The 19,084-nt window shown below is 73.3% G+C and carries 16 protein-coding genes; 6 read left to right on the top strand and 10 right to left on the bottom strand.

Features of this window, described 5'->3' with window-relative positions:
• Positions 1–683 precede the first annotated feature (683 nt).
• The gene (locus ACZ51D_RS25125; protein WP_465621744.1) at positions 684–1,670 is read right to left on the bottom strand and encodes an Acg family FMN-binding oxidoreductase; all 987 of its coding nucleotides are present in this window, start codon (positions 1,668–1,670) and stop codon (positions 684–686) included.
• A gap of 296 nt (positions 1,671–1,966) precedes the next feature.
• Between ACZ51D_RS25125 and ACZ51D_RS25120 the strand changes: the two genes are divergently transcribed.
• Positions 1,967–2,761 (top strand): OsmC family protein, encoded by a 795-nt coding sequence (locus ACZ51D_RS25120; RefSeq protein ID WP_465663580.1) that lies wholly within the window; start codon positions 1,967–1,969, stop codon positions 2,759–2,761.
• 306 nt (positions 2,762–3,067) lie between these two features.
• On the opposite strand, the gene ACZ51D_RS25115 is transcribed toward ACZ51D_RS25120, so the two are convergent.
• Complete coding sequence (locus ACZ51D_RS25115; protein WP_465621740.1) at positions 3,068–3,835, bottom strand: methyltransferase domain-containing protein; 768 nt, start codon at positions 3,833–3,835, stop codon at positions 3,068–3,070.
• Between the two features lie 7 nt (positions 3,836–3,842).
• Complete coding sequence (locus ACZ51D_RS25110) at positions 3,843–4,262, bottom strand: hypothetical protein (RefSeq protein WP_465621738.1); 420 nt, start codon at positions 4,260–4,262, stop codon at positions 3,843–3,845.
• A gap of 89 nt (positions 4,263–4,351) precedes the next feature.
• Between ACZ51D_RS25110 and ACZ51D_RS25105 the strand changes: the two genes are divergently transcribed.
• Complete coding sequence (locus tag ACZ51D_RS25105; RefSeq protein ID WP_465621736.1) at positions 4,352–5,125, top strand: class I SAM-dependent methyltransferase; 774 nt, start codon at positions 4,352–4,354, stop codon at positions 5,123–5,125.
• A gap of 126 nt (positions 5,126–5,251) precedes the next feature.
• On the opposite strand, the gene ACZ51D_RS25100 is transcribed toward ACZ51D_RS25105, so the two are convergent.
• Together ACZ51D_RS25100 and ACZ51D_RS25095 are read right to left on the bottom strand one after the other, a co-directional pair.
• Positions 5,252–6,502 carry a glycosyltransferase gene (locus tag ACZ51D_RS25100; protein WP_465621735.1) on the bottom strand — a complete coding sequence of 417 codons (1,251 nt, stop codon included), beginning with the start codon at positions 6,500–6,502 and terminating at the stop codon, positions 5,252–5,254.
• Positions 6,499–7,293 carry a MerR family transcriptional regulator gene (locus tag ACZ51D_RS25095; protein WP_465621733.1) on the bottom strand — a complete coding sequence of 265 codons (795 nt, stop codon included), beginning with the start codon at positions 7,291–7,293 and terminating at the stop codon, positions 6,499–6,501. The genes ACZ51D_RS25100 and ACZ51D_RS25095 overlap by 4 nt, the downstream gene beginning before the upstream one ends.
• A 437-nt stretch (positions 7,294–7,730) precedes the next feature.
• Here ACZ51D_RS25095 and ACZ51D_RS25090 point away from each other — a divergent pair, with 437 nt between their 5' ends.
• Both ACZ51D_RS25090 and ACZ51D_RS25085 read left to right on the top strand, forming a co-directional pair.
• On the top strand, positions 7,731–8,114 hold the full coding sequence (locus tag ACZ51D_RS25090) for a VOC family protein (protein WP_465621731.1): 384 nt from the start codon (positions 7,731–7,733) through the stop codon (positions 8,112–8,114).
• A 332-nt stretch (positions 8,115–8,446) separates the two neighbouring features.
• Positions 8,447–9,286, top strand: coding sequence for an SAM-dependent methyltransferase (locus ACZ51D_RS25085; protein WP_465621729.1), 840 nt, complete (start codon positions 8,447–8,449; stop codon positions 9,284–9,286).
• A 209-nt stretch (positions 9,287–9,495) separates the two neighbouring features.
• Here ACZ51D_RS25085 and ACZ51D_RS25080 read toward each other — a convergent pair whose 3' ends face one another.
• The 3 genes from ACZ51D_RS25080 to ACZ51D_RS25070 all read right to left on the bottom strand — a co-directional run bounded on the left by ACZ51D_RS25080 (position 9,496) and on the right by ACZ51D_RS25070 (position 14,279).
• A complete protein-coding gene (locus tag ACZ51D_RS25080) occupies positions 9,496–10,746 on the bottom strand; it encodes a D-arabinono-1,4-lactone oxidase (protein ID WP_465663579.1) in 1,251 nt (416 codons plus the stop codon).
• Between the two features lie 152 nt (positions 10,747–10,898).
• Positions 10,899–12,830 (bottom strand): phosphatase PAP2 family protein, encoded by a 1,932-nt coding sequence (locus ACZ51D_RS25075; protein WP_465621725.1) that lies wholly within the window; start codon positions 12,828–12,830, stop codon positions 10,899–10,901.
• Between the two features lie 87 nt (positions 12,831–12,917).
• Entirely contained in the window at positions 12,918–14,279 is a 1,362-nt protein-coding gene (locus ACZ51D_RS25070) for a jacalin-like lectin (RefSeq protein WP_465663578.1), read from the bottom strand.
• Positions 14,280–14,648: 369 nt separating this feature from the next.
• Between ACZ51D_RS25070 and ACZ51D_RS25065 the strand changes: the two genes are divergently transcribed.
• Positions 14,649–15,905 carry an SLC13 family permease gene (locus ACZ51D_RS25065; RefSeq protein ID WP_465663646.1) on the top strand — a complete coding sequence of 419 codons (1,257 nt, stop codon included), beginning with the start codon at positions 14,649–14,651 and terminating at the stop codon, positions 15,903–15,905.
• A 4-nt stretch (positions 15,906–15,909) separates the two neighbouring features.
• On the top strand, positions 15,910–16,401 hold the full coding sequence (locus ACZ51D_RS25060) for a universal stress protein (protein WP_465663577.1): 492 nt from the start codon (positions 15,910–15,912) through the stop codon (positions 16,399–16,401).
• A gap of 207 nt (positions 16,402–16,608) precedes the next feature.
• Here the strand turns inward: ACZ51D_RS25060 and aspA are convergent, their stop codons facing one another.
• Together aspA and ACZ51D_RS25050 are read right to left on the bottom strand one after the other, a co-directional pair.
• Positions 16,609–18,018 (bottom strand): aspartate ammonia-lyase, encoded by a 1,410-nt coding sequence (aspA, locus tag ACZ51D_RS25055; protein ID WP_465663576.1) that lies wholly within the window; start codon positions 18,016–18,018, stop codon positions 16,609–16,611.
• A gap of 46 nt (positions 18,019–18,064) precedes the next feature.
• On the bottom strand, positions 18,065–19,081 hold the full coding sequence (locus ACZ51D_RS25050; protein WP_465663575.1) for an asparaginase: 1,017 nt from the start codon (positions 19,079–19,081) through the stop codon (positions 18,065–18,067).
• Positions 19,082–19,084: the final 3 nt, after the last annotated feature.

The raw sequence follows: 19,084 nt of genomic DNA, 5'->3' as shown, positions 1-19,084 counted from the left end.
ATGACTTCGAAACCGCACGTCCTCGTGGTCGGCGGGGGGGTTTCGCAGGCCTGGAGACGGCCTTCGGTCCGCGCCGTCTGCTCGGCGACCGCGTCCGGCTGTCGCTCGCCGCCGACCAGGAGGACTTCCTGTTCAAGCCCAACACCATCTACCTTCCGTTCGGAGCCGAGGAGGCCCCGCTCCGCATCCACCGTGGACGCCCCGGCAGATGCGGTCGCCGGGCCGGCGGTTCCAGGACCTCAAGGGCGCCGCCCGAGCAGGACAACACCGGCGGGTGCTGTTCCACGTCCCGCCGAACAACAAGTGCGCCGGGCCGCTGTACGAGATCGCGCTGATGGTGGACACCCGGCTGCGCCGGTCGGACCTCCGCTCGCTCGTCCACCTCACCTGGACCACCTACGAGTCCGGCTACGTCCAGGCCTTCGGCCCACGGCTGCACCAAGTGGTGGAGCACGAGTTCGCGGCCCGGGGCATCGAGGGCCGCACTTCGGCCGTGGTCGACAAGGTCGGCCACGGCAGGCGATGCAACTGGCCCTGGACGGCATGTCGCACACGCTGGCAAGCGGCCCCGGCTGACCCCGGAAACCCGTCCACCCCGAAGCCGGTCGGGTCTCGGGGCAGCGGAAGATGTCCGGTTCATCTCCTGCGCACAGGAGATGAACCGGGATGGCAGACGATTCCCGCTACCCCTCGGCCGGGTCGAGAACGTCCTCCACCGCGCGGCGCGGACTGGCCGCACCGGGCGGGCCGTAGCCGAGGCGCAGCACGAGCTGGACGTGCCCGGGCCCTTCAGCGGGGTCGCGCAGGCGCCAGCGGGTGTCCGGGATCTCGACGGCCTGGTGCAGGACGGAGGCGCGCAAGCCGTGGACGGTGGCGAGCAGCCACACGCGCTCCATCGCCTGCCCGGTGCGCAGCCAGTCGGCCGGGGTGTCGAGGTGGGTGCTGAGGGTCGCCAGTTGCGGCAGCGCCTCGAAGCGTTCGGCCGCGGTGGTGTGGCGCGGCGGGTGGCCGGCGAAGCCGCGCATCGGGACGCGGGCGTCGCGGTCGTGCGAGCCGAGGGCCGCGAGCGGGATGCCGTCGTAGGAGGGTTCCAGGCGCAGCCAGCGTCGGGTCTCGGCCTCGCGGGTGACGTCCGCGGCGATCCGGGCCTCGGCCTCGAAGGTGAGGGCGAGGACGCGGCGAACGCCGTGTTCCTCCAGCATGGTGAGGGTGACGCCTTCGTCCCGGGCGGCCGTGATGAGGTCGGCGACCAGCGCCTCGGGGACGTCCCGGTTGGTGAACGGCTGTCGGCTGGAGTGGCGTCCCGCGATGGCGGGGTAGAGGTCGGCGCCGAAGGGCTGCGGTGAACGGGCCGGGGCGGAGAGGTCGAGGACGGCTCGCGGCTGCGCGTCGGCGCCGGCCGGCAGCAGTCGGACGGCGGCCTCCCGGCCGAGGTGGGCGGCGGCCACCCGCAGGTTGAACACGGCGGCGCCGATCGAGATGTGCATCGCCCGGCCGTCGGGGTCGGCGGCCGGGACGGCCCGGTCGAGGTCCGCGTGGACCTCCAGGGCGAGCAGGTCGGGGGTGGGGCGGAAGCGCCAGGGCTGGCTGTTGTGCAGCGAGGGCGCCGCGCCGCCGGCTTCGGCCAGCAGGTGCAGGTCGGGGGCTGTGAGGACGGTTTCGGTGGTCATGGTGGTTTCACTCCCTGCCGGCGGGGAGCGCCGGTGGTTCCAGCATCCGCCGGACCAGCGTGTCGGGCGAGGGTCCAACGGCCCCGGGGCCCGCCGGCCGATGCCGAGGTGGAACTCCGCCGTCTCCAGCAGCCGCATCCGGCCTCGTCGGGCATGCTGCGACGTGCTCCCTCCGGGATCGCCGATGGGGCCCACCGGCGGGTCCAACGGCCCTTCCTCTTCACCCCCGGCGGCGGTCTGCTGGACAGCAGCGGTCCGGTTCGCCGTGCCGGGCCCTGAGCACCGGAGGCACGGCCGTGCTGACCCACGACTCTCACACCACCACCCAGCAGCTGACGCACACCGCCTCCGGGCGGACCGTCGCCGTATCCCGCTACACCCCGGAGGTCCTGCCGGACACCGGCCGCGTCGTCCTCGACACCGCTCGCGAACCGTATGACACGAACGATGTCTGGGCCTCGCTCACCCCGACCGAGGCCCGACAGCTGGCCGGGATGCTGCTCCGCCAGGCCGCCGCGGTCGAGCGGCCCGGCATCCTTCCCGCCGGGCGAATCGAGGTGGACCCGGTCGAGCGGGACACGTATGCCATCGGCATCCGCTCCCACGCCCTGAGCGTCGACCAGCCGATCGACGCCGGCGGCGGCGACTCCGCGCCGACGCCCGTCGAACTGTGCGCCGCCGCCTTGGCCTCCTGCACCGCCCACTACGCCGGAAGCTACCTCGATCGGCACAACCTGGGCAGGGACGGCCTGCGGGTCACCGCCGACTACACCATGGCCCGGGACCGTCCGGCCCGGATCGCCTCGGTGTCCATCGAGGTCACCGCCCCCGACATGCCTCCCGAGCGGGCAGCCGGTCTGCTGGCCGTCGTCGGTCACTGCACGGTGAAGAACACACTCGACCACCCGCCCGAGGTGACCGTCTCCCTCCCCATCCCCGCGAACCCCGCCAGGCCGATCAGGGCCTTGTCGAAGTTGCGCGATGGCAGGGGTGAGACTGGCCGACACGACGGCGGGGCCAGGCCCCCTCGCAGGATGCGAGGGGCGGTCACTGCAGTCAGGCGCATCACTGTGGCCGCGAAATATACCTGATTAGCCATCAAGCGCGGTCAGCAAGAGGTCAGCATAGGTACGAGCAAACCCTGTCCAACGAGCACAGACGTGAGACTCGACCACTCTCGACGCCCCCACACGAGGAGCCCCCGACTGGAGTCGACCGCTCGGCACCTGTCGAAGAGCTCTCATACGCACGACTGCACGGGGCATCCGTCCAGTTCAGAGCGATGTCGGGCCGTCTCCTGGATCAAACGGTGCTCTCAGCAGGGACGGCCAGCCGGACCTTCCGGTCTTTCCTCAACCCTTCCATATCTGTACGATGCGGACACCGGATCGGTCGATCTACTTGCGCGCCTCGATCAGGAAGCGCGCCGAGTGGGCCACGAACGGGCCCTCGGCCCGGATCCGGACGTCCAGTTCGCGCAGCCGGTCCCGGTAGGCGTCGACGGTGAAGCCCGGGACCATCCAGATCACCTTGCGCAGGAAGTACACCACCGCGCCGATGTCGCGGAACTCCATGCGCAGCCGCTCGGAGCGCAGGTCCACCACGTCCAGCCCGGCGGCCCGGGCCTCTTCGCTCTCGACCTCGGGCCGGCGGCCCTCGCGTGCCTCCGGCTGCGGCCCGAGGAAGTACTCGACCAGTTCGAAGACGGACGCCGGGCCCACGTGCTGGGCGAAGTAGCTACCGCCGGGCCGCAGCACCCGGGCGATCTCCGGCCACCAGGCCCGCACCGGGTGGCGGCTGCTGACCAGGTCGAAGGCCTGGTCGGCGAAGGGCAGCGGAGGCTCGTCCCGGTCGGCGACCACCACCGCACCCAGCGGGTGCAGCAGCCGCGTGGCGCGGGCGATGTTCGGCGGCCAGGACTCGGTGGCCGCGAGGACCGTCGGCAGCCCCTGCGGCTCGGCGAGCCGCAGGGCCCCGGCGAGCACCTCGCCACCGCCGGTCTGGACGTCCAGAGCCGCCGTCGCCGTGCCCAGCCGTTCGGACAGCAGCCGCTGGTAGCCCCAGGAGGGGCGTTCCTCGGTGGCCCGGCCGTCCAGCCAGGAGAAGTCCCAGCCGTCCACGGACACGGCCTGGGCCTCGGCGATCAACTCTTCGAAGGTGCGCATGCCCGCATCATCCCGGCGACGGCACCGCACGGCCACCGGATTCCGTGCCCCGTCCGTGCCGCAGGACCCACCCGACCCGCACCTCCAGGCTCCCGGCGGCGATCAGCCCGGACACCGGCTCCGTGCCACCGCCGTCCGCCTCGAAGGCGACCAGCACGCCAGGCGGCTCGCCGCACTGCCGCCCGACCAGCCGCCGCTCCTCCGGCGTGGGCGCGCGGAACACCGGGTCGTGGAAGTCCGCCGGGCAGCGGACGTACAGCGGGTCGGCGAAGACCAGCTCCAGGCCGTGGTGGTAGGCGAGGTCGTACCCGGCGGCCAGGCGCAACTCGCCCGGGCGCCAGGAGAAGACGTCCCAGTCCCACCAGGAACCCTCGGGCAGTTCGACCGGCTGCTCCGGGCCCGTCCGCCGATCCTGCGCGGGTTGCATCCGTCCCCCTGCTCGGCTTCCTCGCCCCGGCCCGTGAACCCTGTCGAAACCAGTACTCCGCGCCGGTGCTCCTCCGCGAGGATAGCGCCATGAGCAGCTCCCCCATCGCGCGCTTCTACGACGCCCTCGCGGCGGGCTACCACCTCCTCTACCCCGACTGGGACGCCTCCGTCGCCCGCCAGGGCGCCGCGCTGGACGCCCTGATCCGCGAGCGGCTCGGCGACCGCGCCGCCGAGGTGCTGGACTGCGCCTGCGGCATCGGCACCCAGGCCATCGGGCTCGCCGAGCTCGGGCACCGGGTCACCGGCACGGACATCAGCCCGGTGGCCGCCCACCGCGCCGCCGCCGAGGCCACCCGGCGCGGGCTCGCCCTCCCCACCGCGGCCGCCGACATGCGGCAACTCCCCTTCCCTGACGGCCGCTTCGATGTCGTCGTCTGCGCGGACAACGCGCTGCCCCACCTGCTCACCCCCGAGGACGTCCTGGCCGCGCTCGGCGAGATGCGCCGCGTCCTGCGCCCGGGCGGTCTGCTGCTGCTCACCACCCGCCCGTACGACGAGCTGCGCCGCAGCCGGCCGTCCTCCAGCGCGCCGCAGACCGCCGAGCGGGAGGGGCAGCGGTCCGTCGTCTTCCAGCTCTGGCAGTGGCACGAGGACGGCGAGCGGTACGACCTGGAGTTGTTCCAGCTGCTGCCCGACGACGCCGGGCAGTGGCGGGTCGACGTCCACCGGTCCACCTACTGGGCCCTCACCCAGGCGCAGTTGAGCGCCTTCGCCGAGGAGGCCGGCTTCGCCGGGGCCGACTGGCGGGCGCCCGCCGACACCGGGTTCTTCCAGCCCGTCCTGATCGCCCGAGCGCCGTGAGGTCTGCCGCACCCCGTCGTCCCGGTCTCCCGGTCTCCCGGTCACCCGGTCACCCGGCGACGGGCCGGACCTGGCCGCTCACTCGCTCCCCTCCCTCGCATCATCGCCCTTGCCGGCACCCGCGCCTCACCGCCCCCGCCCCATGACACCGGCCTGCCGACCACCCCCCACGGCTGCCACCGCTTCCGCGACCCGCGCCGCGCCGTTCTCCTCCGCCATCGCGCGAGCCACCGCCTCCGCCCGCGTGCGCAGTGGCCGGCCCTCGACGGCCCGGCGGATGGCTTCCGCCAGCCCGGCAGCCGTCAGGTCGGCGAACCGGATCGGCGCGGTGGCGGTGCCGGCCCGGACGAGCCGGTCGGCCCAGAAGGGCTGGTCCGCCATCACCGGGACCGGAACGCTCGGGACACCGGCGCGGAGGGTCGCGGCCGCCGTGCCGGCGCCGACGTGGTGCACCACAGCCGCCATGCGGGGGAAGAGGTGGGCGTGCGGCACCTCCCCGACGCTCAACACGTCGTCGTCCTCCTCCGCGATCCCGGCCCAGCCCGCCTGCAGCACACCCCGGACTCCCGCCCGCCGCAGCGCGTCCACCGCGAGGGCGCCCAGCCGCTCGCCCTGCCCCGCCGCCATGCTGCCGAACCCGATGAACACCGGCGGTGGTCCGGCCCGCAGGAAGTCCTCGACCTCGGCCGGGAGCCGGTAGTCCGCCGCGACGTGCGGCCACCAGTTGCCGACCACCTGCAACCCGTCCCGCCAGTCGGCCGGGCGCGGCACGAGGGTGGGGCTGAACCCGTGCAGCACCGGCCAGTTCGCCCGCTCCACGGCCCGCCGCCGGGCGCCCTGCGACCCTGCCGGAAGGCCCAGCCGCGACCTCAGCCGACGCGCGGCCCCGGTGTGCAGGCGGTCCACGACCCGCTGGCCGAGCGCCCCCGCGGCCCGGTTGCCCCACCTGCCCAGCGAGCGGCTCCCGCCGACGACCGGCGGGAACTCCCCCGTCGGCAGGGTGGGTTGGAGGTAGACCCCGAGGCTCGGTACGTCCATCGCCTCGGCGAGGTGCCAGCCCAGCGGCGCGGTGGTGGTGCCGAGCAGCAGCAGATCGGCACCGGGCGCGGCCGCGTCGGCGAGCCCGTCACCGAGCCGGTCGATGAACGCGGCGGCTCGCGCGAGCAGTTCGGAGCGCCCGCCCTCCGGACCGGTGGGCGCCCCGCGCGGGTCGACCGGCAGCGAGCGGAACTCGAGGCCGCTGCCGGCCACCAGCTCGCGGAAGGTCTCCGGCGCGGCGAGCGCGACCTGGTGTCCCTCGCCACGCAGGTGCACCCCGAGCCCGGTGTAGGGCGCGACGTCACCGTGGGAGCCTGCGGCCATCACCAGGATCCTCATCGCGTCACCTCGGAGCCGCTCGCGCCGTGCCGTTCGGCGTTGTGGCCGATGGCCGTCCGGAGGTATCCGGCCAGCTCCGGGCGTTGCTCGGCAGCCGGAACGACGAGCGCGAAGGCCCGGGCGTCCGCCTCGTAGTCGTCGGCGATCCGGCAGTGCATCTCGGGCGGGCAGGGCGTGAACCACCGGGTGATGTGCTGCCGGTGCTCCTCGGCGAGGTCCAGCACCGCCTCGTGGTCGGCCGGGAGGCCCTCGTCGAAGGCGGCCAGCAGTCGACGGCGCCACCCGGCGGCCTCCGCCATCAGCTGCCGCCAGTCTTCCTTCGAGTGGGTGGCGGCGCGGGCCAGCGCCTCCCGGTGGCTTTCCCGCTCGCCCCACTTGAGGTGGGCGTCGGCGGCGTAGCTGAGGTCGAAGACGACGTCGCCGAAGACCTCGAAGCGCTCCTCCGGGCCGAGTTCGACCCCCGTGCGCTGGACGTCGATGGCCCGCTCGGCGACGTCGACCAGTTTCTGCAGCCGGGCGATCTGCTCGGTGAGGGCCTGCCGTCGCGCCACCAGGTGCTCGAGGGCGTTGGCCTGCGGGTCGGCCAGAATGTCGGCGATCTCGTCGAGCGGGAAGCCGAGTTCCCGGTAGAAGAGGATCTGCTGAAGCCTGGCGAGGTCCGCGCCGTTGTAGAGCCGGTAGCCGGCCGAGCTGCGTTCACTGGGTGACAGCAGCCCGGACCGGTCGTAGTAGTGCAGGGTCCGAATGGTCACCCCGGCGAATCCGGAGACCTGTCCCACCGACCAGCTCATGAATCCCTCCCGTACATCCGTGCATGCGTGCATGCGTGCATCCGTGCCTTCGTGCGTTCGCTGTACCCCACCGTGCGGCCTGACGTGGGGTAAGGGTCAACACGCGTAGCTCGGCGGCCTGCTCCGGGGGCGGGAACCGGACCCGGTCAGGTCTCGCGCTGCGGATGGTAGGCGCTCTCGGGTATGCCGAAGGTCCAGGCGACCCGGCGCGGGCCCGGGCCTCGGAGGCGACGGCGGAGTCCTGGAGCGTGTACGGGCCGGCCGGCCGCAGGGCCGGTGATGAATCGGCTGCCGACCGACCACGTTGCGTGAAGGCCAAGGAATGCGCCCGCGTAACGCCCAGCCACCTGCCGCGCACGCTGTGGAGCCGCCGATCCCGTCCGTGGGCGCACCTGCCTCGAGGTGCCTAGCCTGGAAGCAGAAGGAGGCGAATCACCATGCTGGGAGACGCACAGGTGCTGGCCATGATCCCCGCCGCCGATTTGGCGCGGGCCAGGGCCTTCTACACCGACACCCTGGGCCTGAAGCTCGTCGAGGAGACCCCCGAGGACCTCACCTTCGAGAGCGGCGGCACCCGGTTCGGGATGTACGAGACACCGAGCGGAGGCCAGGCCGCACACACCCTGGCCAGCTTCAAGGTTGCCGACCTCGACGGCGAGGTGTCGGCGCTGCGAGCCCGCGGCATCACGTTCGAGGAGTACGACTTCCCGGGCCTGAAAACCGTCGACGGCATCGCTGAAGGCAGCGACGGCCTGCGCGCCGCCTGGTTCAAGGACAGCGAAGGAAACATCCTCTGCGTGGCCGAGCGACCCGCCAAGTAACGCCCGCCCGACCCCAACCCCCGACCGGCCGGGCGGGACGTCTCAGCCCCGCCCGGCCGGTCCGCTCGGTCCTGACCGCAGAAGGTGCAGGTCTGCGCACCGCCGTGCTCCCCGCTCTCGTCGTCCGGCACGCCCGGCGGGGGGTACCGCTCCCGGAGCGTCCGTCCTCTCCCCGGCGCCGCTCCGGCCGGGCACCGATCCGCCGCAGGCTGGTGAGCGGCGGGCTACTGGCATCTTGCCCGCCCCACCTGTCACACTACTGACCATACGTCAAGTCATATCGTCCTTCCGGTCGTGCTGCGGCCGCGGGGAGGAAGCGGGGAGCAGCGGCGATGAACGTGGAAGATCCGGGCCTGGAGAAGCCGCTCAGCACCGTCATACGGCAGGACATACCGCACAGCGCCCGCATGTACGACTGGTTCCTGGGCGGCAAGGACCACTACGAGGTGGACCGCGAGGCCGCCGAGCGAGTGCTCACGGTGTTCCCGACCATGCGGATCGCGGTCTGGGCGAACCGGGCGTTCATGCACCGGGCGACCCGGACGCTGGCGCAGCGGGGCCTGCGCCAGTGGTTGGACGTCGGCACGGGCATTCCCACCTCCCCGAACCTGCACGAGGTCGCGCAGTCGGTGGCTCCGGAGGCGCGGGTGGTCTACGCGGACAACGACCCGATCGTGCTCGCGCACTCGCGGGCGCTGATGACCAGCACGCGGGAGGGGCGGACGGCATACGTCCACGGCGATGTACGGGATCCGGACTCCATCCTGAGCGCCCCTGAGGTGGCGCGGACGCTCGACCTGGGGCAGCCGGTGGTGTTGTCGATGGTGGCGTTGCTGCACTTCGTCCCGGATCTCGGTGAGGCACGCACGATCGTGGAGCGGCTCCTGAAGCCGTTGCCCTCGGGCTCGGCGCTGGTGCTCTCGCACGCCACGGCGGAGCTGGACCCGGAGGGCGCGCCGATGGTGCAGGAGATCTACAACAAGGCGGGCACAACGCTGCGGCTACGGCCCCGCGCCGAGTTCGAGACCCTCTTCGAGGGGCTGGACCTGCTGGAACCCGGGATCGTGCCCGCCCACCGCTGGCGCCCGGACGAGGACGCTGCCGACGGGTCGCCGGACACTGTCACGGATGCCCAGGTGTCGTTCTACGCGGGTGTCGCCATCAAGAACTAGCCGGCTCACGGCGGACCTCCCTCGAGGCGGGCGCGCCGGCGGTGTGGAAGTTGAGATCGTCGCTGGTGACCTGAGGCACGGGCGGTGGTGACCGAACGGCCTCCCGACCTGCGCGGCAGCGTGAGCCGTCGGGGACCCCGGCCGCACGTCGGCCGGGGTCCCCGAGCGATCGGCGAAGGCACGGAAGCCTGGGTCCCCAGGAGTCCGTACTACCCGATGTCGAAGTGGCGGGCGACGAACTCGTTGCGGAACTTGCCCGCCGGGTCGATGTCGCCCAGCAGCTCCCGGAAGTCCTCCCAGCGCGGGTACGACTCCCGGATCGCCTCGGGCGCCGTGGTGAAGACCTTGCCCCAGTGCGGCCGCGCGGCGAAGGCGGACAGGGCCTCCTCGACCGTCCTGACCGCGTCCGCCACGGCCGCCGCATCGGGGTGCCAGGTGAAGTGGAAGGCGACACAGTCGCGTTGGTAGGCGGGGCTGAGCCACAGCGCGTCGGCCGCCACGGTGCGGATCTCACCGATCTGCAGGGCCGGTGCGATCCGTTCCCTGACGGCGTCCAGTGCGTCGAAGGCGCGGACGGCGTCGGCGCGGTCGACGAAGTACTCGGACTGCAGTTCGTCGCCGCTGCTCGGAGTGAAGTCCGCCCGGAAGTGCGGGAGCCGGGCGTGCCACCGGCCCGGGACGCCCAGTTGCCGCGTGCAGGGTTCGGGCGGGCACCCCGGCACGGGGTGGCGCGGGCCGTCGGCGAGCACCGCGCCGAGCCAGGTCCGGGGCGCGTCGGGGCCGCCCCGCCGCTTGAGCCAGACCTGGTCGATGCGGTCCGCACGCCAGCCGGTGAAGAGGCTGACGCTGTACGCCGCCGCCATGATCTCGTCGAACCGTTCCCGCAGCACCGCCGTCGGCAGGCCCTCGTAGACCCACTGCCGGACGCCGAAGGCCGGCACCACGTCCAGGGTCAGCCGGGTGACCACGCCGAGGGCGCCCAGGGCCACGACCGAACCGGGGAACTCCGCCGAGCCCCGGCCGATCGTCACCAGGGCGCCGTCCGCCGTGACCAGCTCGACGGCCCGGACCGCCGTGGCGAGGCAGCCGTTGGCCACCCCCGATCCGTGCGTCCCGGTGGCGCACGCGCCCGCGACCGAGATGTGCGGCAGCGACCCGAGGTTGTGCAGCGCGAATCCCGCCCGGTCCAGCACCCCGGCGAGCTCGCCGAACCGCATCCCGGCGCTCACCGTGACCGCGCGGGTCCGCTCGTCCGGCTCGACCGCCCGGGGCAGGCCGGCGACGGACACCAGGTCGCCCGTGGTGTCGGCGATCGCGTTGAACGAGTGCCCGGTCCCGAGGACTCTCACGGACCGGCTGCCTGCGACGATCCGCCGCAACTCGGTTACGGAGCGCGGCTCGTGGAACCGCTCGGCGCCGAACGTGATGTTCCCGGCCCAGTTGGTCGCGGCCACGGTCATGGGGTGTTGCCTCCTCGGTCTCGGGAACGCACCGGTGCCGTCAGCAGCAGGTCGGCGGCGGGTCTGCGGCGGGTCGGCGGCGGGTCTGCGGCCGGTCTGCGGCCGGTCTGCGGCCGGTCTGCGGCCGGTCTGCGGCCGGTCAGTGTGGCGGGTCAGCAGCGGGTCAGCCGTACCGCGAGGCCGTCATGGGTGTAGAGCGGCGTCGCCCGGTACCCGCCCGCCTCGACCGTGACGCTGCCGAACCCGCCCTGCGGCGTGCGCCCGCCGATCACCGGCAGCACCACGTCGTCGCCCAGCGCGCCGGCGTCCGGCAGCCGCAGGACGAGCTGCGCCCCGGGGCCGAGCGTCACCCGGCCCGCGACCGTCAGGGCCGGGGCATTGCGGTGATGGAGCGTCAACTCCAGGCGCGTTCCGGTGGCCGACTGCAGGTAGTCGCCGTGCACCCGGACGGCGCCCCGCTCGGTATCCACCCGCAGGATGCCGCCGAGGACCTGGACGTCGCCGCGCCCGAGGGCGTCACGCGAGCCGGCCGCGAGGACTCCGGCCGCCACCACGGTGGGGCCCGTGTAGCGGTTGGTGCCGCTCAGGGTCAGCGTCCCGGTGCCGCGCTTGGTGAGGCCGCCGGGCCCGGCGATGTCGTTGCGCCAGGCGTCGGCCGCGCGGAACCCGCCGTCGGCGGCGTTCAGCTCCACGGTCACGTCCCGCTCGAACGAGCCGTAACCGTCGGCCGCGGCGAACAGGTTGAGCCGGCCCCACATCTCCGGGCCGTCCAGCAGGACGTAGCCGGAGGGCAGGGCGGTGGTGCGCAGCACCTCGCGGCGCTGGGCGGCGTCGAGGTAGGGCAGCCGGGTCTCCAGCAGGACCTCGGCGCCCTTGGGCACGACCATCGGAACGTCCCGGCCGCCGCGGCGCAGGACGTACGTCAGCCGCCGGGTGACCTGCTCGGCGTTGGCCGCTCGGTCGGCGTACGGGTCCTCGGCCGCAGTGGCCCGGTGGGCGAAGGCGTACAGGGTGTCGGCCGTGGTGCCGGTCTTCGCCTGGAGGTACGCGGCCGCCTGGCTCCGGGCGGCGGTCTTGAGGGCGGCGTTGCGCGGGTCGGCGAGGGTGGCCGCGGCGAGCGCGGTGGCGAGCGTCCGGCCGCCGATGACGTCGAGCGGGGAGTGCATGCCCGCGGTGATCCGGGTGTGGCTGAGCTCGAACGCCCGGGCGATCAGTTCCTGGAAGCGTTCGGGCACCGCGTACGCGAGGGCCAGCGCGGCCAGGTGGAAGGCGTTGGTGTGCCCGCTCACGAAGCCACCGTCGTCGACCGGCGAGGTGCTGCGCTGGCGCAGCAGTTGTGGGGCGACGGCGACGTCCGAGGCATAGACCGGGTAGCCGAGGGCGTCGGTGGTGCCGGTGTCGACCACCGCGCTGTCCTCGGTCAGCCGCCAGGGACGCGGGTACCGGTAGGCGTACTTGGCGGGGTTGCCGGAGGCGTACGGTCCGCGGAGCGTGTTGACCAGGGCCACCACCTGCCCCAGCTCCGAGTCGACGGCCCCGGCGCCGAGCGCGGACCCGGCGGGCGCGTCGGCGGGGACGGCGTCGTCGACCTTCGCGGGCGGGGTGGAGTCGGGCGCCGTGGTGATGGAGGTGACGGCCCGGGCGCCCGTCCGGTACGGGTCGGCGAGTGGGCCGAGGCCGGCGATGACGGCGTAGCTCTGGTGCTGGCGGTCGTAGATGAAGGCCTCCCGGGCCTGCGCCGCGGTGCGCCGCGTGGTGGCCCGCACGCAGTAGCGCACGTTGGCGCGCAGGACGTCGGCCAGCAGTGGTGAGCCGTCGTTCCACGACCCGCCGGTGTGCCAGATCCGGTTCATCCCGGTGAGGATGCGTACGGCCGCGTTCCCCTCCGGGGTGAGGTCGGCCATCGTGTTGGTCGCGTAGGAGTCCACGAAGGCGGTGCTCCGGGCGGGGCCGCCGGGCGCCGCGGCGGCCCGCTGCGGGGCGGCCGACAGGCTCAGGACCGTGGGCGCGGCGAGGATGCCGACCGAGGTGCCTGCGGAGTTCCGCAGGAAGCGGCGGCGGTCCAGGGTGGGCTGATCGTTCATGCTGGTCTTCCTGTGGTGGGCCTGGCGGGCGGAGCGGCGTGCGGGAGCGGGGACGGTCCCCGGCCCGGGCCGGGGAGTCGGGGGGGGTCAGCGGCGGGTGAACAGGAAGCCGAGCTTGTCGACCTCGTCACCGGCGCGTCCGTGGAACCCGGCGATCTGCCAGCCGGCGGGCGCGGTGCGGGTCACGCAGTCGGCGGTGGTGCTGCCGCCGGCCAGGGTCCGGCCCAGGTTGGTGGTGAACGAGGCGTGGAAGACGCGGGTGTGCCCGTTGTACGAGCCCTGGCAGAGCGTCGCCGAGCTGACGTACTCGCCGCTGCCCAGGGTGAGCGAGGAGGCGGTGCCGCCGGAGCCGCCGTGGGTGAGGGCGGTGCCGTCGGCGAGGGTCAGTCCGACCTGGTCGACCCGGGCGCCGGCCCGCAGGCTGACCACGGCGGCCCGCGCACCGGCCGGAACGCGGTCGATGTCGTCGTAGAAGTCGCCGTGCGGGCCACCGAACTGCTCGCTCGCCAGATAGGCCGGGTTCCGGCTCCAGGTGAAGCCCACGGCGATCGGGTCGTGGTCGGAGAGCATCGTGCCGGAGCCGTCCAGGAAGTCTGCGTGCCTGTTGGCGTACGAGGTCGCGGTCAGCGAGACGAGCGCGCTGCCGCGGTACAGGACCTTGTCGACCACCTCGCAGGTGTCGGTGGGCGCGTTCTGGTCGCACAGCAGCGGGTCGGCACCCCTGATCGGTGCCACGCCGCCGCGTTCCAGCCCCACCCACGCGTCGGTCAGCCGGTTGTCGGCGGCGAAGGCGGCGATGGTGTCGTCGGCACGCGTGTAGCGCGTGTTGGTGTCACCCGCCACGACGACGGCGTTCCCGGCCGAGTGGGTCCTGATGTAGTCGGTGAGCTGCGCCAGGTTGGCGGCGCGGGCGGCCTCGTCGCCGACCGCCGTCCCCGCGTTCGCGTGGAGGTTGTAGAAGTCCACGTACACGCCCTCGGCCAGCCGGGTCCGCATGAAGGTGAACCCCTTGGGAGTGAGGCAGTCTCCGGAGTCCAGCCGGCAGTCCTTCCACGTGACCCGCTCGAAGTCGTCGGTGTCGTGGGCGAGGTCGGACAGGGTGTTGAGGCCGCTGCCGATGCCCGCCCCGCCACTGGTCGCCGTGCGGTTCGGGTGCGAGTCGGCGGCGTACAGCGCGGCGTGGTAGTTGAAGTCCTCCTGGACGTTCACGACGTCGTACGGCGCCAGCCGGCCGCCGATGGCGGTGGTGCTGCTCTGCCGGTCGGTCGAGGCACTGGACAGGACCTGCGGAAGGCCGGCGACGTTGTAGGTCAGCACGGAGAACGAGCCGCCCCCGGTGTCGGCGTGCGCGGCCGGCGCGCCGACCAGGCCGCCCAGCGAGGCGGCCGCGCCGAGCGCGCCCACGAGGACGGAGCGGACCAAGGCATGACGGAGGCTGGGCTTGGACATCGGTGCTCCGATCGGAGGACAGCCGCGGGAATCCGGTGCCCCGGAGCGTATGAGCGAACCATGAGCGCGTCAACATGTTCGAATCCCCCATCAATCGGCCCTGACCTGGTACTTTATGAGGCCATGCCACATTTTTCGCAAAGGTTCTGTTAGCGTTAACAGAGTGTTCGTGCCGCGCCGTGGCTCGGACACCGTGCGACCTCGGCGGCGGTCGAGGCGGTGGGGGGTACCCGGATACCACGTCTTGCGCATCGCGCACCTCCCCCGCGCCGACGCCGACGGGGCTGTCGCGACCGGTACATTCCTACCGGCTCACCTGCGTGTTTCCGGATCGGTGGGCGGTCACCGTCACCTGCGAGGAGCAAGACCCTGAGTACGTCATCCGCGGAAGCCCTGTCCGTCGGGCTGCTGGTGCTGGTGCTGGCCTGCGCGGTGGTGCGGCCGTGGGGCTGGCCGGAGGCGGTGGTCGCGGTCCCGGCGGCCGGGCTGGTGGTGGCCGTCGGAGCGATCTCGCCGTCGGACGCCCTGGCCGAGGCGCAGCGGCTCGGGCCGGTGATCGGGTTCCTGGCGGCCGTGCTGGTGCTGGCGCAGCTGTGTGATGACGAGGGTCTGTTCCGCGCCTGCGGGGCGTGGATGGCCCGGACGTCGGCCGGGAGTCCGCGGCGGCTTCTGGTGCAGGTGTTCGGGGTCGCCTCGGTGGTCACGGCGGTGCTCAGCCTGGACGCCACCGTGGTGCTGCTGACGCCGGTGGTGTTCGTCACCGCGGCCCGGCTCGGCGCGCGCCCCAAGCCGCACCTGTACGCCTGTACCCACCTGTCGAACACCGCCTCGCTGCTGCTGCCGGTCTCCAACCTCACCAATCTGCTGGCCTTCGCCGCCAGCGGGCTGAGCTTCACCCGCTTCGCCGCGCTGATGGCGCTGCCGTGGCTGGCGGCCATCGGTGTGGAGTACGTGGTGCTGCGCCGGTTCTTCGCCGCCGACCTGGACGCGGGCGCCCCGTCCGCGGGCGAGGCGGCGGCCCCGGAGATGCCGCTGTTCGCCCTCGTCACCGTCGCCTGCACACTCGCCGGATTCGTCCTGACCTCGATCGTCGGTGTCGATCCGGCCTGGGCGGCCCTGGCCGGCGCGCTCGCGCTCGCCGTCCGGGCCCTGGTCCGGCGACGCACCACCCCGGTCGCGATCGTGCGTTCGGCCGCCGTACCGTTCCTCGCCTTCGTGCTGGCGCTCGGCATCGTGGTCCGGGCCGTCGTCGACAACGGGCTGGCCTCCGCGCTCGGGCACCTCGTCCCCCACGGCGCCTCGCTGCCCGCCCTGCTCGGCATCGCGGCGCTGGCGGCGGTGCTCGCGAACGTCATCAACAACCTGCCCGCCACCCTCGTGCTGCTCCCGCTGGCCGCCCCGTCCGGTGCCGGCGCGGTGCTGGCGGTGCTGCTCGGGGTGAACATCGGCCCCAACCTCACGTACGCCGGCTCGCTGGCCACCCTGCTGTGGCGGCGCATCGTGCGCGAGCACGACACCGAGGTCGGCCTGGGCGAGTTCACCCGGCTCGGACTGCTCGTCGTGCCCGCCGCCCTGGCAACGGCCGTGGTGGCACTGTGGGGGTCCCTGCACATCATCGGAGGCTGACCGCGTGACCGTCGTCGTCTGGATCACCGAAGGCACCTGGCCCGCCTGCGTGGACGCCGCCCGCGCCCACGCACCCCGGGAGGCGGAGATCGTCCTGCTCCACGTCAGCGGCCAGGAGATCCCCGGCGTCGCGCACGGCGCGTTCGCCGGGCTGCTCGGTCGCGGCCACCGCGAGCGCGACCCCGGCACCCGGGTGGAGACCCTGGCGGCGGCCTCGGCCCAGCACCTGCTCGCCGCCGCGGCCGAGCGTCTCGGGCGGCCCTGCGCCCACGTGGAGCGCACCGGGCGGGTCGAGCGCGAGGTCGTCGCAGCCGCCGAGGGCGCCGAGCTGCTCGTCCTCGCCCGCGACGGCGACCGCACGCGCCTCGGCCCGCACAGCCTCGGCCCCGCGACCCGTTTCGTCGTCGACCACGCGCCCTGCCCCGTACTGCTGGTCTGGCCGGAACCCGCACCCGGCGCCGACACGCTTCCTCCCCCGCCGCCCCACCAGCGATGACGCGACCGGCCGGCGTTCAGTGCCCGAGTCCGGCCCAGGGTGGGCGATTCGGCGGCACCAGCCCGCCGGACGACGCAGCCGCGCGGAGCGTGTGGCTGCCGATACTCGCCGCGCGGGGTGGTCCGGCCTGATCCGGATGAACGCGATGCGCCGCCACACCGGGACCGGTGCGGCGGCGCACCGTTCGCTCCCGAACCGCGCCTGCTCTCAGGCGACGGGCGCGCCGGTACCGGCGATGACCTCGGGCCGCAGCAGGGCGGCGAGCCTATCGGCCGGCAACAGGCCCTTCTCCAGGACGAGTTCGGCCACGCCCCGACCACTGGCGAGGGCCTCCTTGGCGATGTCGGTGGCGGCCGTGTACCCGATGTGCGGGTTCAGGGCGGTCACCAGGCCGATGGAGTTCTCGACGGTCGCGCGCAGCACCTCGGTGTTGGCGGTGATGCCGACCACGCAGCGCTCGGCGAGGGTGAGGCAGGCGGCCCGCAGGTGGGTGATCGACTCCGAGAGCGAGTGCAGGATGATCGGCTCGAAGGCGTTGAGCTGGAGCTGCCCGGCCTCGGCCGCCATGGTGACGGCAACGTCGTTGCCGATCACCTCGAAGGCGACCTGGTTGACGACTTCGGGGATCACCGGGTTGACCTTGCCGGGCATGATGCTCGAACCTGCCTGCACCGGCGGCAGGTTGATCTCGCCGAGGCCCGCGCGCGGCCCGGAGGACAGCAGTCGCAGGTCGTTGCAGGTCTTGGACAGCTTGACGGCGACGCGCTTGAGCACACCGGACATCTGGACGAACGCGCCGCAGTCCTGGGTGGCTTCGACCAGGTTGGCCGCGGTGACGAGGGGCAGCCCGGTGAGGTCCGCGAGGTGGCGTCGGGAGGCTTCGGCGTATCCGGCGGGGGCGTTGAGGCCGGTGCCGATCGCGGTCGCGCCGAGGTTGATCTCGTGGATGAGCTCGACGGCCTCGGCGAGTCGGCTGCGGTCCTCGTCGAGCATGACGGCGAAGGCGGAGAACTCCTGCCCGAGTGTCATCGGTACGGCGTCCTGCAGCTGGGTGCGGCCCATCTTGAGCACGTCGCGGAACTCGACGGACTTGCGGGCGAAGGCGTCCTGGAGGACGGCCATCGCGTCGAGCAGGCCGCGCACCGCGGCGACGGTCGCGATCCGGACGGCGGTCGGGTAGACGTCGTTGGTGGACTGGCCGAGGTTGACGTCCTCGTTGGGGTGGAGGTGCCGGTACTCGCCCTTGGCGTGACCGAGCAGTTCCAGCGCCCGGTTGGCGACGACCTCGTTGGCGTTCATGTTGGTCGAGGTGCCGGCGCCGCCCTGGATGACGTCGACGACGAACTGGTCGTGCAGCTTCCCGCCGCGGATCTCGCGGCAGGCGGCGACGATCGCGGCGGCCTTCCGCGGCTCCAGCAGGCCGAGTTCCTCGTTGGCGAGGGCGGCGGCCTCCTTCACGGCGGCCAGGGCGTCGATCAGGTGCGGGTAGGCGGAGATGGGCGTGCCCGTGATGGGGAAGTTCTCGGTGGCACGCAAGGTGTGGACGCCCCAGTAGGCGTCAGCGGGGATGTCGCGGTCTCCGAGCAGGTCGTGCTCGCTGCGGGTGGCGGCAATCATGGTGTGCGGGTCCTCTTCCTGAGGCGGGTGCGGGGTCGTGGATCGGTCACGCTGGAGCAGCGCAGGCTTGCGGCGCCAGTGCCGGCACCGGGCGCACCTCGCCGACGCGGTGGCCGCCGCCGACCGTCGCTTCGCCGGCGCAGTCCACCAGCAGCCGGGGATCGACTCCTGCCAGCGCCAGCGCGGCGGCCGCCACCGGGACGCGCGCCCGGTTCGCCCCGTCGGCGATCTTCACGGCGACGGCGCGGCCGTCCGGCAACGCGGCGATCTGGACGCCCTCGAAGCCGTCCTTGGCGAGCAGTCCGGGCACCGCGCGCATCAACGCGGCCGTGTCCCGTCCGGTGCCCGAGGCCATCTCGGGGTGACCGCGCAGCGCTTCCGCGACCCGGAACCCGGGGGTGCCCGGCGCCGCGGTGGCGATGCGGGCGGCGGCGCGGGCGAGGCCGTGCAGGGAGACCGCGAACAGCGGGGTGCCGCAGCCGTCCACGCTGGTGTGCGCGGTGCGCTGGCCGGTCAGCTCCTCGACGACGTCGGCGATCTCCCGCTGGAGCGGATGGAGGGGGTCGAGGTAGGTCTTCAGGGGCCAGCCGTTGAGCTTGCAGAGGTAGAGCATCGCGGCGTGCTTGCCGGAGCAGTTCTGCGCGAGCCGGGACGGCGGCCGGTCACCTCGCACCCAGGTGTCCCGGACGGCCGGGTCGTACGGGTGGTCCGGTACGTTGCGCAGGTCCTCCTCGGCGAGGCCGGCCAGTTCGAGGATCCGCCGGGTGCTGGCGAGGTGGCGTTCCTCTCCGGAGTGGCTGCCCATCGCGAGGGAGAGCAGCTCGCCGTCCAGCGGCAGCCCGGCCCGCACCATGGCGACGGCCTGGACCGGCTTGAGGGCCGACCGCGGGTAACAGGCGGCCTCGATGTCACCGAGCCGGAACCGGACTTCGCCGTCCGCGGCGAGGACGACGACGGAGCCGTAGTGGACCCCCTCGATCATGCCGCCGCGGGTGACGTGGGCGACGGGGACGTGGTGGGGTTCGCGGATCGCGGGAGCGTCCGCGGGGGAACTTCTGTGCATCAC

Source organism: Kitasatospora sp. NPDC033851, assembly GCF_055576085.1.
Note: the sequence above shows the minus strand (reverse complement) of the source record. Positions and strands in the feature narration are given on the sequence as shown.

Bases quoted from the DNA above. Each gene is read 5' to 3' on its own strand.
- ACZ51D_RS25125 (WP_465621744.1), bottom strand. From the start codon at position 1,670: ATGACCACCGAAACCGTCCTCACAGCCCCCGACCTGCACCTGCTGGCC.
- ACZ51D_RS25115 (WP_465621740.1), bottom strand. From the start codon at position 3,835: ATGCGCACCTTCGAAGAGTTGATCGCCGAGGCCCAGGCCGTGTCCGTG.
- ACZ51D_RS25110 (WP_465621738.1), bottom strand. From the start codon at position 4,262: ATGCAACCCGCGCAGGATCGGCGGACGGGCCCGGAGCAGCCGGTCGAA.
- ACZ51D_RS25105 (WP_465621736.1), top strand. From the start codon at position 4,352: ATGAGCAGCTCCCCCATCGCGCGCTTCTACGACGCCCTCGCGGCGGGC.
- ACZ51D_RS25100 (WP_465621735.1), bottom strand. From the start codon at position 6,502: ATGAGGATCCTGGTGATGGCCGCAGGCTCCCACGGTGACGTCGCGCCC.
- ACZ51D_RS25095 (WP_465621733.1), bottom strand. From the start codon at position 7,293: ATGAGCTGGTCGGTGGGACAGGTCTCCGGATTCGCCGGGGTGACCATT.
- ACZ51D_RS25090 (WP_465621731.1), top strand. From the start codon at position 7,731: ATGCTGGGAGACGCACAGGTGCTGGCCATGATCCCCGCCGCCGATTTG.
- ACZ51D_RS25085 (WP_465621729.1), top strand. From the start codon at position 8,447: ATGAACGTGGAAGATCCGGGCCTGGAGAAGCCGCTCAGCACCGTCATA.
- ACZ51D_RS25080 (WP_465663579.1), bottom strand. From the start codon at position 10,746: ATGACCGTGGCCGCGACCAACTGGGCCGGGAACATCACGTTCGGCGCC.
- ACZ51D_RS25075 (WP_465621725.1), bottom strand. From the start codon at position 12,830: ATGAACGATCAGCCCACCCTGGACCGCCGCCGCTTCCTGCGGAACTCC.
- ACZ51D_RS25070 (WP_465663578.1), bottom strand. From the start codon at position 14,279: ATGTCCAAGCCCAGCCTCCGTCATGCCTTGGTCCGCTCCGTCCTCGTG.
- aspA (WP_465663576.1), bottom strand. From the start codon at position 18,018: ATGATTGCCGCCACCCGCAGCGAGCACGACCTGCTCGGAGACCGCGAC.
- ACZ51D_RS25050 (WP_465663575.1), bottom strand. From the start codon at position 19,081: ATGCACAGAAGTTCCCCCGCGGACGCTCCCGCGATCCGCGAACCCCAC.